This is a genomic window from Zunongwangia profunda SM-A87, from assembly GCF_000023465.1.
GTDB classification, from domain to species: domain Bacteria; phylum Bacteroidota; class Bacteroidia; order Flavobacteriales; family Flavobacteriaceae; genus Zunongwangia; species Zunongwangia profunda.
The window spans coordinates 1,216,978-1,234,703 of record NC_014041.1; the positions used below are offsets into that span (position 1 = coordinate 1,216,978).

Consider the following 17,726-nt stretch of genomic DNA (forward strand, 5'->3'; position numbering starts at 1 on the left):
AAAAGAATTATTTTGAATAAAAACTTTTTTAAATTTTTATTCTTTATTTGTTTTGTCATTTATTTTTCTTTCATAAAAAATGATACTTTCTTTTACAATAACTTTATAAGAAAAATGATAAGTTAAATGTGTTCTGGCTTGCTTGCCTAAGTTTTTGCCCAACTCCGGATTATCCATAATTTTTAGAAGCCTATCAGCATATACTTGGTGAGCTTTGGGATCTATAGCATAACCTGTTTTACTATCTATCATGATTTCTTTAGCCCATCCTATATTTGAGCTTATCAGTGGTTTTTCTAAAGCCATAGTTTCTAACCATGTCATAGGAAAGGCTTCAGCAAAACTAGGTAATACCACCAAATTTACTTGTTTTATCAATTCCTGTATCTCATTATAATCTAAAACACCTCTATAATCCAAGTGACTTAACGCATTTTTAGAAAGTTTTTTCCTGAATAAATTTAAGGTCGATTCTTTTTCAAAAATATCAATGACGTCTCTGCCTGCTAAAATAAGTTGAGTTTCAGGCTTTTTTTCTATAACTAAATTGAATATTCCTGCTAATTCTAAAACGCCTTTTTTCCGAATGATGCTTCCAAAGTATAGCATTGTATTTGGTTTTATATTCTGATGGTTGGGAATAAAACGATCTAATGGAATTAGGTTATGTATAACTTTATATTCTTTATTGAACTGAAATATTTCATTTGTTTTTTTACCAACAAAATCACTCACTGCAATTATTGCATCTGCGTTTTTGTAAGCATTTTTTTCAAAAAATCGATTTTTTGCTTTTTGCTTTCTTCCCTCCAGATGGCAAAAATAGGCGTCTGAACCATGCAATTTTAAAATTATCGGACACTTCAATTTCATAAAGGCTGAAATTCCGGTCCAATCGGGTATTTCTATAGTATCAATTTTTTCCTTCTGAATAACAGTATTTAAATAATTCTGCAGATGTTTTCTATAAAAATAAAAGCCTCCGAATTTATAGTGGCGTCTTTTAATTTTATAAATTTTCAGATTATCATTTTCAGTAACCGAATTTTCATCCTGATCATAAATGAAAATACTGATTTTTAAACCTTCATTTAGAAATGCCTGCGATAAGTGATAAATACTGGATCCTATTCCGCCAGTGGGCTGATTATTCTCAGGATATTCTGAAGTTAAAAATCCTATATGCATTTAGCTAATGTCGTTTAACGCCTTCCAGATTCGCTCTGAACTTTCATTTGCAGGATCTTTGTTTATTTTTTTGAACCATTCGGTTGCTTCCTCTATTGTCTCTATCGTATTCTTTTTTAAAGATTTTAAAATTATCGGTTCAATATCTTTTTCTGAATTAATCCAATATGCAACTTTTGCTGAAGGTTTTGAGCGAAAATGAATGTAATTATAAATTATTCTGGAATCTTTTTTTAAGTTTTTAATTTTCGGATTATAATTGATATATCCACACGGTTTTTTATAACTAACAAAATCGAAGATCATAGAAGATGCTACGTTTATTACCACAAAAGTATTAGCGATAATCGAAGTTTGTAATGCTACATCTTCTTTGGTTGGTAATATTGCATTCCATTGGGAACCCTGCTGTTTCCATAAAGGATCTATTGATATAATTTCATCTTGATATTCTTCCAGAAATTGGTCATAACGATCTGAAAAATCTACTGGACATCTTCTAAAAATAATTCCGATGTTTTTACCAGAATTATTCAAATTTCTTACTGCTTTTGCAACATCTCGCAAGTATAATTCGTCATGCGGAGCTGTGGTTATATCGTCACCGGAATAACACAAATAGGAGCGTTCAGGATCTAAATTGTATTTTTTGTAGAAAGTAGATTTCGAATGGGCTAAACCTTGAGTAAAGTGTGGTTCAAACTGCGGAGTTCCTGTGACTTTGATTTGTTTTTCTGAAACTTCAGGATAATATTTTATCAATTCTGAAGCCATAAAATCGCTCCAAACAAAATAATAGTCAGTTTTAACTACCTTGGTTGCTTTAGGTAAATTATCCCAGGAAAATATAAAAGTAGCCGTAGGAATTCCCAAATCTTTCGCAGCCAGTAAAGGAGCTAAAGCGTTTACCGGACGCTGATTGGTGCAAAACACAACAGCCGGTTGTTCATTTTTTAAAGTTTCAATACATTCTTTATAAAAGGCCTTGCCTCGCTCAAAATTAGCTAATTTTTCCCTAAGTTTTATAAGATTTTTTTCTCCTGAATATTTTTTAGCTAAGAACTGAACGATCTTCAATTTCAGTTTCTCCTTAAAAGATTTGAGTTTTGGTGGAAACTTATATTCCTGATAAACTGATTCGTTGAATTTTGCAGTAAAATGATCTAATTCAGCCTCAATTTTAGCTCGCTTATACAAATCGGTTAAAAAATGAGGTTTTCCTTCTAGTTTCAGCTCGTTTAAACCAATTTTGGAGAGATCAAAAGCAGTTTGATTCCAAAATGTGATATCCCAGTCTTGTTCTTTACCAATGCTTGTGAAATTGGTAAAAGCAAAGTTACGAAGCCCCACACCATCAGGAAGCAGGATTAAAATTTTTTTATTCAAAATCGTCGAATTTCGATATTAAAAGGGCAGTATTTACCCATTGCCAAATATAAAAACTGTTTTGGTTATTTCCATTAAGATAACTTTCCCATTCCAGCTTAAGCGATCTGTGATCAAACCACTCGCTAAAAATAGAATGCTTTAAATGTTCAATTTCAGTTGCAACCCAATCTTTTAAATCATTTCCAATCCATTCTCTTTGGGGCGTTTGTAATGGTCTTTTAGGAGCGTATGAGGTATTTTTCGGTATAAATTCTGCCGCGATCTGTCTTAAAGTATGCTTTGTTGAATTTCCATTTATTTTATATTCATCTTTAGCTGAAAATGCCAGTTCAATCAACCGATAATCCAGGAATGGTTCTCTAAGTTCTGTGCTAAATGCCATCGAAATACGATCGTTAAAACGTAAAGCCCTGGGAAGTTTTGTATAAAAAAGATCGCGATATTGTGTATTCTGAATTTTACTTTTAAATGGAGTAGGATAATTAGGCTTTATCGCCAAAGCTTGAAATTCTTTTTCAATCACTTCTTTTTTGAAAGCCGAACTTCCTTTTTTTAAGCCCTGAATAGTCTGATTTTGCTGATTTAAGTAATAATCATATCCTGCCCATTGTTCATCCATTCCCTGCCCGTCAAGCAATACTTTTATTCCTTGTTCTGAAGCAGTTTTAAAAATTTTCGAATAGGCTAGCGTAGGAATCCCTCCAAAGGGTTCATCCTGATGTTGTGAAATTTTAAGCGCTAAATCTTGAATCTCGTTTACAGAAAGCTTTACTTTTTGCAGAGGTTTGTTGGTTTGCCTTATCATTTCTTGTACCCAGGGCAGCTCATCGTAATTTTTATCTCCAGTGTAAAAAGTGAACGCGTTGATATCTGTATCTGGTTTAAACTGATCGACTAAAGCTAAAAGTAAACTGCTGTCTACACCACCGCTAAGATTAAATGCCAAAGGCACATCTGCCCTAAAGCGTAATTTTATGCTGTCTTTAAGTAAGGCAAGATACTCTTCCTTTAAATTAATTAGTTTTTTTATGGAATTTCGATTCTTAATTTTCTCTTCAAAATTGTACCATTTTGTAATCGTTAATGCTTCAGAAGAAAAATCATACTCTAAATAATGCCCTGCCGGTAGTTGTTTTATTCCTGAATAAAAAGTTTCATCCGGCATTCCATAGGATCCATGCAGAAAATAAGAACTCCAAACTTTTTTATTTGGCGCTGTTTTTTGATGAAGATTTAAAGCTTTAATTTCACTTGAAAATCTGAATTTATTTTCTTCAGAATAATAAAAAGGCTTAACTCCAAATCGATCTCTGGCAGCAAATAACTTTTTATTTTTAATGTCCCAAATCGCAAAACTGAACATTCCATTTAAAAGCTGGATACAATCTTTCCCGTATTGAAGATATAAAGCTAAAAGAACTTCGGTATCTGAAGTTGTTCTAAAATTATAATCTTGAACTCGGCTCTTTAATTCTTTATAATTATAGATTTCTCCATTAAATGTGAGTATAAATCTGCCTGAAGGATCTTTAAATGGCTGATTGGCATTACTGCTCGTATCGATAATAGATAAGCGGTTATGCCCAATACAGGCAAAACCCTGGTCTTCATAAAACCCGGTGTGATCTGGACCGCGATGTTTTTGCGCAACAAGCATCTCTTGTAATTGAGAAGCAGAATTAGCTTTGTTTGAAATGATTCCTGCAATGCCACACATTATTTTAGTCTTTTTATGAGTTCTTCTGCTTTTTTCCAGTCTTCCATGGTATCCAGATTTACATGAGGATCTTCAGTCGTATCGATAAATCCGGTTTTAGTTCCGAAGAACGAATTTTGTTCTAAAATGACCTCAGTTTTGGTGATATAAATAGCGCCGTCACGATGATAGGTTTTTGGTAAATCTTGTCTTCTCGAAACGATTTGTTCTCTTTCTACTGTTAGCTCTAAAGTGCCATCACGATCGCTAAACGCCCAATAAGGATTATATTCATGCGGTATCTCTCTAACCGAAATTAAACTATCATAATTGCCCGCTTTAAATTTTGTAATAGCATCATCTATTAAATTTTTTCTTCGGAAAGGAGTTGTAGGTTGTAGTAAACAAATAGCATCAATATTTTGGCCTTCTTCTAGTAAATTTTGAAGTTGTTCTTTAATTACAGTAATACTGGTAGTATCATCTTGTGCGAGTTGAAAAGGTCTTCTGTAATTTTCAATAGAATATTTTTGGCCTTCGCGAAGAATATTTTCATCTTCAGAATTAAGGAAAACTTTAGTTAGATAATTACTTTCCAGAGCACTTTCAATCGTATACGCGATTAATGGCCTGCGGCCTAAAGTTTTTATATTTTTACCTGGAATACCTTTACTGCCTCCCCGTGCAGGAATGATGCCTATTATATTCAAAAATTAAAATTAACTATGGGTTTGCTTAAATCTCTTTGCTCTTTATCACGAATATAGTCTATAATCATTCCTTGTTCAAAATTCTTGTAAATTTCCTTCAAAATAGAAATATTAAGATCTTTTATCCTAAGCTCTTTCCCTGATTTTGACTGTTTTTTTAAGTCAATTTTTCCCGAATTATAATCTTGTAGAATTTTTGGTAGTAATTTCCCTGCTTTTAGAATCACTTTATTTCCAGTCGTATGCATATCGTCTTTTACTTCAATTTCTGGTCGTAGCTGGCAAAGAATAGCACCGGCATCGACTTTTTCTGAGGCAATATGGATCGTAGCGCCCACACATTCTGGTTCTTTATAATAAAAAGGGAATAAATTTGTGGCCGATCCTTTGTAATATGGAGAAAGCCCTAAATGTAGGTTAATAAACTTATTAGGGAATAAATTGAGTATATCTCTCTTGATAATGCTGGTGCCAAACAGAATAATAAAATCAGGTCTAATCTCTTTTAATTTTTCTTGAACTAATTCAGAATTAATTTTTCCATGCTCCAAGGATAACAATTCTACATTTTCAGGAAATTCGATGTCTTTAAAAAATTGCTTTTCTGAGTTTTCTCTAAGCTTGAAATGATTTTTCCAAAAAAGCGTGTCTTCATCATTTAAACCATTATTTTTAGTGATCGAAACACTCTTTTTTTCGTCTACAATTAATTGAAGAGAAGTATGTTCAGCCAATTCTTTAGCAATGTATTTGTGACGTTTTGCATCACTGGTAAATAGCACTGTTTTCATACCAATATCTGTAATTTGGTTTAGAAAATAATTTATTTTCTTTAAATAGGTTTCCTTTACCTAATGGAAGATCGTTCGCATCGTATCTTGATATTAGCAACGAATCTTCTTGTAAGTCTGCCGTTAACGCCCTTTCCATTGTAAACCCTAGCTTAAATTTATTTTCTTTGGCAATCTTCGAAACTTTTTGACAGGCAGAAAAAGAGCCATAGGGATAGCTTATAGCATCAAGTTTATGACCCAATAAAGAATTAAAAAATAATTGAGAATCTTTTAAATCCTGAGATATAATCTCCTTATCAAACTCTCCCAAAGGTATATGTTGGTGAGCATGCGATCCCAAATTATGATTTTTGTCTAAATCAATAAGCATATCTCTGGTCATATATAATTCTTCAAAAACTTTAGATTCATCGAAATATTCGTGAAATAGCGGATCAATAAGTGATTCTAGTTGTTTGAAATTAAGTTTGAAATTCAAAAGATATTTCAGCTTAGCTGTATCAGTATCATCATAGTTATAATGCTTAATTGCTAACAGGTTCTCTTCCGGGGAAAGGTTTAAGGCAGTTCGGCGATTAATAATTTCTGAACTTAGTACCGATCTTAGCAAATGAATCTTATGAACCATTGATACTTTTTGGTTACTGAAATTCCAGCTATTTACAAAAAAGATAAAAGGAATCCCCATTTCATCCAATATGGGTTTTGCGATTTCATATTGTTCTTTTAAGCCATCGTCAAAGGTAATTAGGATATAATTCTTTTTAAGTGGTTGCCCAATTTTTTGCAGAAGCTCAGGCTGACTTATAAACTCCCCATACTTCGATAAAGTTTCCAGCTGTATTTTAAATTTAGAGGGCGTAAATCCAAAAATACTAGGGTATTTTGCTTTAAAATCAGTTCTTATATAATGATAATTGCCAACACAAAGCATCTTAATACGTAATTGTTTTGCTAAAACTAAGTTCGGTTTTGGCTAAAATATCAGCTATTTTTTTACCTGCTTCTCCATCGCCATAAATATTGGAAGAAGTAATATTTTTTCTTTCAATAGACTGTTCTATGGCAAATTTGATTTCAGGTTTCTTAGCTTTTACATCAATAACATTTTGAGCTCTTAATCTACGGTTTTGGCGATTACCTATATTTACAACCGGTATGCCCAGATAAGCACATTCCCTAATTCCCACACTCGAATTTCCTATTAAAGTTTTTGAGTGTTTTAATAAGATTAAAAAATCTCTTGGCTCCATATTCTTAAAGAAATGAATATGTTGAGGCTTCATTTTTTCGCGATAAGATCTAATCCCATTACTGGTGCCATCTGAGCCTGCATCTACATTTGGCCAAAACCAGAAAGTGGGAATTTCTAACTCATCTACCGCTTCTAAGGTTGCTAATATCTGTTTTTTAGATTCATGATATTCCGTGGTTACCGGATGTTGCATAACAACAATATAACCGTTTTGAAAGTCAATTTCAGGACCAACACCTCCATATTTTTCTATAGGATTAAAGTATAGATCTGAAGCCCTAATTTCTTTTGCCAAATCTATTGATGGGCAACCGGTATTAATTACTTTTTCAGGATCTTCCCCTAATTTTATCACACGTTCACGCGCATCATCGCTGGAAACCAAATGTAAGTCTGCCAGTTTTGTATTGGCGTGGCGAACTTTTTCATCTATATTCCCTGTAACTTCACCTCCCTGAATATGCACCAAAGGAATATTTTGATAAGAAGCCGCAATAGAGGTAGCAATAGTCTCAAAACGATCTGCAATGGTGACTACGGCATCTGGTTTTAAATTATAAAAAACATTGGTCAATTCCATTAAACCTAATCCTGTAGTTTTAGCCATGGTGGTAGGGTTTTCACCCTCCAATACCATAAAAACTTTAGAACTTATTTTAAAACCATCTTTCTCTATAAAGTCTACTGCATTCCCGTAACGATCTAATAAAGCGGACCCGGCAATTACCAATTGTAACTCCAGGTCTGGATGATGATCTATAGCAGCCAAAGCAGTTTTAATGCGGCTATAAGAAGGTCTTGCAGTTACCACTACGCAAATCTTTCTTTTTTGCATATTTTATTTTTTAGTCCAGACTTTCTTCTGTTAGGAAATCCCATTTTTTTAAAGGCTTTTTCAATTTTTGACCAATGATCTCTTCGAACCTGGAAGCATTAATTCCAAAGCCTTTAGGTTTTTTACTCTCTAAATCTTCAAATTGTAAGATATGGTTTTTTGGGAGATCTTTATTCACTGCTAAAGATTTCTCAAAAATACTTTTAAGATCATTAAATTGAGTATTGTCATTCTTATCGATTGGGTGATTTTTGGCTTTTTCGATGGCTTTTATATTCTGAACCATCTTTGCTACCTGATTTATTTCTATGGAAGAAGAACTATCTGGCCCAAACATATTTTTATCAAAAACAACGTGGAATTCAAGAATTTCAGCTCCTAAAGTGGTAGCAGCAATGCAGGTGGAAGGATTTGCAGAATGATCTGAAAATCCAATGGGGACCTGGTAACGCTCTTTTAATTCCGAAATAACATTCAGTCCATAATTTTCAGGAGTAGTTGGGTATGAAGTAGTGCATTGAAGAATCGAGAACTCAATTTTTTCCTTTTTTAGAAAATCAATTGTTTCGTCTAATTCAGCAAAAGAACTCATCCCAGAACTTAAGATTATTGGTTTTCTGGTTGCAGAAATTTTTTTCAGTAATAAAAAATTATTGACTTCCCCAGAGCCGATTTTGTATCTTTTTACACCTAATTTTTCCAACTGATCTACAGCTAAATTGCTAAAAGGCGAAGCTATAAATTCAAGATTGTTTGTTTCGCAGCATTCTTTTAGGATTTGCCATTGCTCAAAAGTAAACTCCATTCGTTTCCAGTAATCAAAACGCGTTGCATCTTGTTTTGAAAACTTAATTCTGAAGGGTTCCTGCTGGCTACTTTCAGCTTCAGCAATATGCATTTGAAACTTTACGGCATCAACTCCCGTTTTAGCCAAGGCTTCGATATAACTAATGGCTAAACCAAGGCTCCCTTCGTGAGCCTGCCCAATTTCAGCGATGATGAACATTTCTAAATATTTATTATTATGGTAAATAAATTTTCTTAGATTCTAATTTGTAAATTTAAAATAATCCTCAAGAGTTCCGAGATTTTAGATCGTTTTGTATTTTATAGTATAGTCTTTGTATGCTTTATTTGAAATTAAATCTTAAGAAGATCCTTTTTTTAGCTATTTTAATCTAATTTTTAGAAAGATAGTGTAGAAGTTTAAAATGGAGTTTTACATTTGCTGAAATAAGAATAGAGATGATTTTTTTAGTTCATAATCAGGCAAAAACTTTAGTTTTCTGTAAGAAAGAAGGGAAGGAGCTTAGCCTAAAAGCCGCAACAATTTCTGATACTTTTTGGGAGTTGGCCGAGCTTTATCCTGAAGAACTAATCATCTGGATGGAAGAAGGGCAAGAATCTAATTTCAATAAAGATTCAGTTATTAAAATATTTCATCATGATCTTATTATGGCATCATTTGCCGTAAAAACCCGATTTTTAGATGATAGAATTGGTTATGTTGATGAATTGCCATTTGTAAATGTTAAACGAAATGTGCAATATCCCACTTGGCTTATGAGTGCAGATGTAGGGGGGATTAAAGGGGAAGTGTTAGTGAAGTTTAGATCCCATTTACAGCATATCACGAATTTTGGATATTTACTAAATGCTATTGCCAAAATTGGACAGCAAAATGGTCTTTTTTGTTACAGCGCACCGGGTTTAGTTCATAACTTTTCTGAGGAAATAAAATATACGGCATCCAATAGTCAGTTATTTCAATTTGTAGCACAGTTTTATAAAAAGCCAAGATTAGCAGTTTTAGGATGGTGTTTTAAAAAATATGAAAATGAAAATTATATCTTTTCATTAGTTCGTAGTTTGTTGAAAAAGAGCTTTTTTCAGCAAAAGCTTGATTTATCAGATATTACTATAAAATCTTCTAAAATAGAAGTCTTGGAGGATACAATTGATATTGTAATCCCAACGATAGGTAGGCCAGAACATTTGTTGAATGTTTTGGAAGATCTAAAACAGCAAACTTTGCTTCCAAAAAATGTGATTATAGTAGAGCAAAAAGCTGATCCAAAAGAGAGAAGTGATTTCTCCTTTAAACCTGGAGACTGGCCGTTTAAAATTAATCACGTTTTTACACATAAAACCGGTGCCTGTAAATCGAGAAACCTTGCGTTAAGTATGGTGATTTCAAATTATGTTTTCTTGTGTGATGATGACAACCGCTTTAAAGATAATATAATTCGCGATGCTATAAAGGAATTAAATAGAATTGGTGCTGAGGTAATAAATACGACATATATTCAAAAAGATGAAGCACCTGTTTATCATAAAATGAAACAGTGGGGAGCTTTTGGTTCTGGAAACGCTTTTCTAAGAGCGGATAAGATTAGGGACATTAAATTTGATGAAAATTTTGAGTTTGGTTATGGAGAAGATATTGATTTTGGTTGCCAATTAAGAAATTCGGGAATAGATATTATTTATCATCCAACTGTTGAAATTTTACACCTTAAAACTCCAATGGGAGGTTTTAGACAACAAATAAAGAATGATTGTAAACAAGGAGATTTACAGCCAAAACCTTCACCGACATTTATGAGCTATTTAAAGAAAAACTATAATGATTTTCAAATTTTAGGATATAAAACTGTATTATGGCTAAAATTTTATAATAAGCAGAATGTCAGGAATCCATTTGTTTACATTTCAGAGATGGAAAAACGTTGGAATTTAAGCGAGAATATTGTAACAAAAATTTCAAGTGATAATGTTCTTTGAAAGGATGATGAAGTTTAGTTTAATTATTTGTACTTATCAAAGACCAGATGCACTTTTGAAATTGTTAAGGTCAATAAAAGCGCAAACGCTTTATCCCAATCAAATTATAGTTGTAGATGGTTCGATAGATAAAGAAACTGAAAAAGTTATTATAGGAAGTGATTTTAAAAATCTGGAGTATTATTTAGTTACTAATAAGGATAGAGGCTTAACCAGGCAACGCAATTTTGGAATTAAAAAAGTTAATAAGAATCATCTAATAACCTGCTTTTTAGATGATGATGTTGTTTTACTAGAAGATTATTTTGAAAAATTAATAGAAACGTATACAGAATACTCAAATACATTAGGTGTAGGTGGTTATATTTTAGATGATAATATTGAATGGGTAAAAGCTGGACAAGGTACCATAAATTTTGACGAATTTGAATTCGATGGCTGGAAAAGAAAATTAGGGAGTCGAAATGTGCTGCGTAAGAAATTGAGTTTACTAAGCGACAAGCCACCAGGAATAATGCCCGAATTTTCTCATGGATTGTCTACAGCGTTTTTGCCACCCTCAGATAAAATTTATCCGGTTGAATTTTTTATGGGAGGTGTTTCTTCTTACAAAACTGAAGTTTTTTCTAAAATTCAATTTTCAGAATATTTTGACGGATACGGTTTGTATGAGGATATGGATTTTTGTTTGAGGCTATCAAAAATGGGATCTTTATATGTAAATACGTCAGCAAAACTGTACCATTATCATGAAGCTTCCGGAAGGCCTAATCAATTTAAATATGGAAAGATGGTTAGTCAGAATGGAGCTTATGTTTGGAAAGTAAAATATCCAAATCCTGATTTTTCGGCGAAGTTGAATTATTATAAAATATCCCTGCTACTAGCTTTTATTAGGTTGTTTAATGTGTTAAATACTTCGAAGAAAAAAGAAGCCTTTACAGAAGCTTTTGGACGTTTATATGGTATTATATTTTCGAATAAATGATAAGAGAAATTCAATCAGACTATCGACGATATAGGCAATATGGAGCTCATCCTATTGTAATTGTATTTTTGACTCAGGGTTTTTGGGCACTTTTTCAGTATAGAGTAGCTCATAAGATTTATAAATCAAAATTCCCGGCTTTTAGTAAAACCCTTCAGTTAATCTGTGTCTTTTGGCAAAAATGGATAGAAATTATTACTGGTATTTCAATTCCTTTTTCAGCAAAAATCGGAGAAGGTTGTTATATTGGTCATTTTGGAAACATAATTATTAATGCTAATGCTATTATAGGTGAAATGTGTAATATTTCACAGGGTGTAACCATAGGGGTAAGTGGGCGTGGAGCAAATAGAGGTGTTCCAAAAATAGGAAATCGTGTATACATAGGAGCAAACGCTATTATTGCGGGAAAAATTGAAGTAGGTGATGATTGTGTGATTGCGGCAAACTCCTTATTAACTAAATCGGTTACCGCCGGAGTAACGGTACTAGGTGTGCCTGCAATAATAGTAAATAGGAATTCATCAAAAGGATATATATAATTGAAATTTTTGGTCATATCAAGTGCTCCTATTCTTTTAAAGCAAAATAGATATTTTGCTTACGCACCATATGCTCGTGAGCTTAATTTATGGTCAAAGTATATTGGTGAATTCAGTATTGTTGCTCCCACAGTATATCATAAAAAACTTATTTTGGAAGAAGTACAAGGAGAACCTGTTGTAGTTTCTGTTCCTCCAATTGTGCTAGACTGTTTGTTTAATATCGTTGTCTCTATTTTCAAAATTCCAATCATCTTATTTAGACTATTCAATCAAATGGTGGTAGCAGATCATATTCATTTAAGATGTCCGGGGAATATGGGGCTTTTAGGATGCTTCTTGCAGATTTTTTTTCCATCAACACCTAAAACAGTAAAGTATGCAGGTAATTGGGATCCATACTCTAAACAGCCGTGGAGTTATAAACTTCAAAAATGGATAATTTCCAATACTTTTTTAAGTCGAAACATACAAGTACTGGTATATGGTGCATGGCCAAATCAAACTAAAAATATCTTACCTTTCTTTACAGCGTCATTTTCTGAAAATGATATAGAATCTATAAGGAAGGATTTTTCAAATGGGTTTAAATTTTTATTTGTAGGCAGTCTGGTAGAAGGAAAACAACCGCTTTATGCTATTCGTTTGGTAGAAGAATTAAAAAATTACGGAATAGATGTCAGCTTGAAAATTTTTGGAGAAGGGCTATTAGAAGCTGATTTAGAGTATTATATTGAATCAAATAATTTAAGTGATTTTATTCAAATTTGTGGTGGTGTTTCATTAAAGAAATTGAAAAGCGAATATAAAAAATCACATTTCTCCGTTTTACCATCCAAAAGTGAAGGCTGGCCCAAAGCAGTTGCAGAAGCGATGTTTTTTGGCTGTATCCCAATCGCTACCAAAGTTTCTTGTGTGCCATGGATGTTAGACAATGGTGATCGTGGAATTTTACTTTCAGAAAGATTGGATAAGGATAGGAATACTATTGTTGAAATATTGAATAATATCGCGCAATTCAGAATAATGTCCAGGAAAGCCATTAAATGGTCACATAATTATACCATCGAATATTTTGAAAAAGAAATAGCAAAGCTATTATGAGAGTTTTACAGATAATCGATTCTTTGGATGCCGGAGGAGCAGAGCGTATGGCAATTAATTTTCACAATCATTTGAATGAATTAAATGAGATTGAAAGTTTTTTAATATCGACTAGAAAGAAAGGTCAACTTTTAAGTGTTATCAAATTTCCAGACAAATACTGTTTTCTAAACAGAACAAAAAAAGGACTTTTTTATTCCCTATTAAGTTTAAACAAGTTTCTCGAAGAGAAAAACATTCAGATAATCCATGTTCATGGTACTTCAATTTTTTTTGTAGGACTACTGAAAATTTTAAAACGATTAGAAAGGATACGAATAATTTGGCACGATCATAATGGTAATAGTCCTAACATACAGGGATTAAGAAAAATTATTTTATTTAAGATATTAAAGAAAATAGAAAAAGTATTAGTAGTAAGTAATTATCAGAAAACTTTTTATGAAATTAATTTTAAGGCTGATTTCATTCAATATTTACCAAATTACTCTTCAGTAAAAAAGAAATATAAGGAGAGCTGTGAAGATGATGTTTTTAGAATTGTACTTACAGCAAATTTACGGTATCCTAAGAATCATCTCCTAGCCCTAAGAGCTTTAAATATATTGGTGAAAAAATGCTATAAAATGCATCTAACTTTTATAGGTCGAATTACAAATGATGATTATTTTATTGGCGTAGAGAATTTTGTATTTTTAAATAAATTAGATGATTATGTAACCTTTTTAGGTGAAGTTAATAACACGGAAGAACATTTGCATAAATTTGATTTGGGCATACTAACATCGTTTTATGAAGGCTTTCCGGTATCCCTTATTGAGTATGGAATATTTGGTCTACCTGTTGTGACCACTGATGTTGGAGAGTGTAGCTCAATAATTGGAGGTGCAGGCACAATTATTTCATCGAACAATTTAGAAGAATTGGTAAATGCCATAGAAAAGTATTATATCGATAGATATTTATGTGATGTACATGGTAGGATTTTTAGGGAAAGAGTAATGCAAGAGTTTTCTCGGGATATAGTATTAAAGAAATTGGTGAATGTTTATTCTGAAGTAATGGAAAATGGAGCTACAAATAATACAAAGTAGAAAACAGTATTTTCAATTGCTATTACTTCATATGGGAATGGCATTTGCCATCTATTTATTTCGACCTATTTCTTTTCTTTTAGCGAACGGAATTCTACTTTTCTGGCTGATTTATATACTTCAAAATAAAAATAAAAATAACGAGGCGCTTATGGCCGCTGCTTACGTAGCCGGTAGTGAAGTGTATTTTAGGATGACCGATGGCATGATTTTCTATGAGACAGGAAAATACATGATCATTATTTTTCTATTGGTGGGAATGTTCTTTAAAGGGACATCTTCCAAAACAGTTCCTTATTGGTTATTTATTTTAATGATGGTACCAGGAATTTTGGTATCCGCAATTAATATTAGCTATGGTGCTGAGTTTAGGAAACTAGTAGCTTTTAACCTTAGTGGTCCTGTTTGCTTAGGTATTGTAGCGGTGTATTGCTATTATAAAAAAATAAAAAAATCTGATTTTGAAAAGGTTATTTTAATGCTTCTACTTCCCCTGATATCAAATATGTTTTATTTATATCTATATACACCAAGTTTAAAAGAGTCTTTAATTAATGTTTCGGCAAATTATTCGGCTACTGGGGGTTATGGGCCAAATCAGATATCTACTATTTTTGGGATGGGCTTTTTCCTGATATCTACCCGATTATTTTTAGTAAAAGATAAATTAGTAAATCTTATTGATTTTATCTTGTTGGGATTAATGGGGTATAGGGCAGTGGTTACATTTTCGCGTGGAGGCGTGTTTACAGGAATTATCTGTATAAGTACTTTTCTGATTTTCTATTATTATAAAATGGATAGAAGATCAAGATCGGCTGTATTCCGAAAAATTCTTTTTATAGGAGCTGTAGGGCTGGGAGTCTGGACCTTTAGTTTGGTGAAAACCTACGGACTAATTGGGAATAGATATACTAATAAAGATGCTTCAGGTAGATTGAAGGATGATATAACGACAGGGAGATCTGAATTAATTGAAACCGAACTACATGCTTTTATGAATCATCCATTATTAGGAATAGGAGTAGGAAAAGGCAAGGAGTACAGGGAGGAACAACTTGGGATAGAAATTGCCACGCATAATGAAATTAGTCGTATGCTTTCGGAACAGGGCTTGCTTGGTTTGATAAGTTTACTCATATTAATTTTTGTTCCTGTGGTATTTTGGTTTAAATTCGAAAACAATTATTATTTTTTAGCCTTTTTAGCTTTCTGGTTTTTAACAATTAATCACTCCGCCATGCGAATAGCTTTACCGGCATTTGTATATGGTTTGGCATTACTTTATATAGTAGATGACAAAAAAGATCCTGTATATAGGAAACGACTTGCGGGTAGATAGTTTTACGGCTACTTATATCTCTTTCTTAAGCAAAATGCTAAGAAAAGAGGGCTTTAAGGTGAAAACTGCATCAGCAAAAAATAATAAGCTTGTCCGTTTGACTGAAATGTTGTGGCTTATTTTTAAATATCATACTAATACAGATATTGTACTCATAGATACTTATGGAGCCACTAATTTTTATTATGCCTATTTAGTAGGTCGTCTTTGTCAGCTCTACCAAATTCCGTACGTACCGATCTTACATGGTGGCAACTTACCGGAACGTTTAGATAAAGATCCTAAATTAAGTAAAAGTCTTTTTAAGAATGCTTATGTAAATGTAGCGCCCTCCAATTTTCTTAAAAATGAATTTGAATCAAGAAACTTTAAGGGGGTGAAGTTGATTCCTAATTCTATAAATCTTAAAGATTATCCTTTTAAAAAACGAACGGTTTTTCAACCAAAGTTGCTTTGGGTGCGTAGATTTCAGCGTAGATATAATCCAAAAATGGCATTGAAAGTTTTAGAATTATTATCTATTGAATATAAGGAGGCCGAGCTATGTATGGTGGGGCCGGAAAAGGACGGGAGTATGCAGGAGTGTAAACGAATGGCTCATAAAAAGAAGCTTAAGGTTAAGTTTACCGGAAAATTAAAAAGAAAAGAATGGGCGGCACTATCTTCAGAATATGATTTTTTTGTAAACTCAACTACCATAGATAATACACCCATAAGTGTAATCGAATCGATGAGTTTGGGACTTCCCATTATATCAACCAATGTAGGTGGGATGCCTATATTGATCGAGCACGAAAAAGATGGAATTTTGGTGAATTCAGAAGATGACCATAGTATGTTTTTGGAAATTAAAAAGATCGTTGAGAACCCTGAAATTGGAGAACAATTAGCTTGGAATGCCAGAAATAAAGCCGAATCTTTTGGATGGGAAAAGGTTAGGAAAGCTTGGTTAGAAGTGATTAATAATGTCGGATAAAAGTATACTTTACCTGGGGAATAAGCTTGCACGTTTAAATCGTACCCCTACTGCCGCCGATATTTTGCCAGGTTTACTAGCGGAAGAAGGATTTAGGCTTTACTCCTTTTCTTCCAAGAAAAATAAAATTTTGCGCCTGAGCGAAATGTTGTATCAGACTATGATTTTATCTATGAAGGTAGATTGGGTAATTATAGATGTTTACAGTACTCAAAATTTCTGGTATGCCTATCTCTGCGGAATGATCTGTAAGTTAAAAAGTGTTCCTTATATTAACATTTTACATGGAGGTAATTTAGAGAACAGATTAAGAAAAAGATATTTTTCTTTTTTTAATGGGGCCAATTATAATATAGCGCCTTCCAGATTTTTGTATACTAAATTTACGGATGCCGAATTAAAAAACTTAAAGTTTATACCAAATGCTATAGCTTTAAATCAGTATAAGTTTAAGCAACGCGGAAAATTAAAACCAAAATTACTTTGGGTACGAGCTTTTGCAGAAATTTATAATCCTTTTTTAGCCATTCAATTATTGGAAAAGGTTATACAAAAATATAGGAATGCAGAACTTTTTATGGTGGGGCCTAAAAAGGATGGAAGTTTTGAAAAGTGCCGTGCATATGCTCGTAAGCATAAATTACCAGTTCATTTCACCGGAAAACTGGAAAAAAATGAATGGCACCAGCTCTCAGAAGAATGTGATGTTTTTATAAACACCTCCACTATAGATAATACTCCGGTAAGTATCATTGAGGCCATGGCACTAGGCTTGCCTGTTGTGAGTTCTAAAGTAGGAGGGATTCCTTTTTTAATTGATGATGAGGTGGATGGAGTATTGTTCGAGAATAGAAATCTTCAGGATTTTACCAACAAAACTATAGATTTATTAGAAAACAGATTAGATTCTATGAATATTAGTATAGAAGCTCGAAAAAAGATTGAGAAATTCGACTGGAAAATTGTTAAGCATCTGTGGGTTAATGTTTTAACTTAAAGTAGTATCTTCGCTAAAAGAAATTTTATAGG

16 protein-coding genes are annotated in these 17,726 nt (G+C 32.8%); 8 read left to right on the plus strand and 8 right to left on the minus strand.

Features of this window, described 5'->3' with window-relative positions; all coding sequences use genetic code 11:
• Positions 1-36 precede the first annotated feature (36 nt).
• Genes ZPR_RS05315 through ZPR_RS05350 form a run of 8 tightly spaced genes read right to left on the minus strand, consistent with a single transcriptional unit; the run spans position 37 to position 8,873 of the window.
• Complete coding sequence (locus tag ZPR_RS05315) at positions 37-1,188, minus strand: glycosyltransferase family 4 protein (RefSeq protein ID WP_013070607.1); 1,152 nt, start codon at positions 1,186-1,188, stop codon at positions 37-39.
• Positions 1,189-2,574, minus strand: a complete 1,386-nt coding sequence (locus tag ZPR_RS05320; protein ID WP_013070608.1) for a glycosyltransferase family protein — start codon at positions 2,572-2,574, stop codon at positions 1,189-1,191. It lies immediately after the preceding gene.
• Positions 2,567-4,294: an asparagine synthase (glutamine-hydrolyzing) gene (gene asnB / locus ZPR_RS05325; RefSeq protein ID WP_013070609.1), complete on the minus strand. Its 1,728-nt coding sequence runs from the start codon at positions 4,292-4,294 to the stop codon at positions 2,567-2,569. Before asnB ends, ZPR_RS05320 begins: the two co-directional genes overlap by 8 nt.
• Complete coding sequence (locus tag ZPR_RS05330; RefSeq protein WP_013070610.1) at positions 4,294-4,983, minus strand: acylneuraminate cytidylyltransferase family protein; 690 nt, start codon at positions 4,981-4,983, stop codon at positions 4,294-4,296. Before ZPR_RS05330 ends, asnB begins: the two co-directional genes overlap by 1 nt.
• A complete protein-coding gene (locus ZPR_RS05335; protein WP_041578704.1) occupies positions 4,980-5,774 on the minus strand; it encodes a formyltransferase family protein in 795 nt (264 codons plus the stop codon). The genes ZPR_RS05330 and ZPR_RS05335 overlap by 4 nt, the downstream gene beginning before the upstream one ends.
• Positions 5,749-6,711 (minus strand): polysaccharide deacetylase family protein, encoded by a 963-nt coding sequence (locus ZPR_RS05340; protein ID WP_013070612.1) that lies wholly within the window; start codon positions 6,709-6,711, stop codon positions 5,749-5,751. The genes ZPR_RS05335 and ZPR_RS05340 overlap by 26 nt, the downstream gene beginning before the upstream one ends.
• Position 6,712: 1 nt before the next feature.
• On the minus strand, positions 6,713-7,867 hold the full coding sequence (neuC, locus tag ZPR_RS05345) for a UDP-N-acetylglucosamine 2-epimerase (RefSeq protein WP_013070613.1): 1,155 nt from the start codon (positions 7,865-7,867) through the stop codon (positions 6,713-6,715).
• Positions 7,868-7,877: 10 nt separating this feature from the next.
• Positions 7,878-8,873, minus strand: a complete 996-nt coding sequence (locus ZPR_RS05350; RefSeq protein WP_013070614.1) for an N-acetylneuraminate synthase family protein — start codon at positions 8,871-8,873, stop codon at positions 7,878-7,880.
• Between the two features lie 380 nt (positions 8,874-9,253).
• On the opposite strand from ZPR_RS05350, the gene ZPR_RS05355 reads away from it, so the two are divergent.
• From ZPR_RS05355 to ZPR_RS05390, 8 genes are read left to right on the plus strand one after another with little or no spacing between them, the layout of a single operon-like run.
• A complete protein-coding gene (locus tag ZPR_RS05355; RefSeq protein WP_187288259.1) occupies positions 9,254-10,651 on the plus strand; it encodes a glycosyltransferase family 2 protein in 1,398 nt (465 codons plus the stop codon).
• Between the two features lie 4 nt (positions 10,652-10,655).
• Positions 10,656-11,639: a glycosyltransferase family 2 protein gene (locus ZPR_RS05360; RefSeq protein ID WP_316928309.1), complete on the plus strand. Its 984-nt coding sequence runs from the start codon at positions 10,656-10,658 to the stop codon at positions 11,637-11,639.
• The gene (locus ZPR_RS05365) at positions 11,636-12,181 is read left to right on the plus strand and encodes a serine O-acetyltransferase (protein WP_013070617.1); all 546 of its coding nucleotides are present in this window, start codon (positions 11,636-11,638) and stop codon (positions 12,179-12,181) included. Before ZPR_RS05360 ends, ZPR_RS05365 begins: the two co-directional genes overlap by 4 nt.
• On the plus strand, positions 12,182-13,285 hold the full coding sequence (locus ZPR_RS05370; RefSeq protein WP_041578705.1) for a glycosyltransferase family 4 protein: 1,104 nt from the start codon (positions 12,182-12,184) through the stop codon (positions 13,283-13,285).
• Entirely contained in the window at positions 13,282-14,379 is a 1,098-nt protein-coding gene (locus ZPR_RS05375) for a glycosyltransferase (RefSeq protein WP_013070619.1), read from the plus strand. Before ZPR_RS05370 ends, ZPR_RS05375 begins: the two co-directional genes overlap by 4 nt.
• A complete protein-coding gene (locus ZPR_RS05380) occupies positions 14,354-15,721 on the plus strand; it encodes an O-antigen ligase family protein (RefSeq protein WP_041578706.1) in 1,368 nt (455 codons plus the stop codon). The genes ZPR_RS05375 and ZPR_RS05380 overlap by 26 nt, the downstream gene beginning before the upstream one ends.
• Complete coding sequence (locus ZPR_RS05385; RefSeq protein WP_041578707.1) at positions 15,675-16,697, plus strand: glycosyltransferase family 4 protein; 1,023 nt, start codon at positions 15,675-15,677, stop codon at positions 16,695-16,697. The genes ZPR_RS05380 and ZPR_RS05385 overlap by 47 nt, the downstream gene beginning before the upstream one ends.
• Entirely contained in the window at positions 16,687-17,694 is a 1,008-nt protein-coding gene (locus ZPR_RS05390) for a glycosyltransferase family 4 protein (RefSeq protein ID WP_041578708.1), read from the plus strand. Before ZPR_RS05385 ends, ZPR_RS05390 begins: the two co-directional genes overlap by 11 nt.
• The last annotated feature ends 32 nt before the right edge of the window (positions 17,695-17,726 follow it).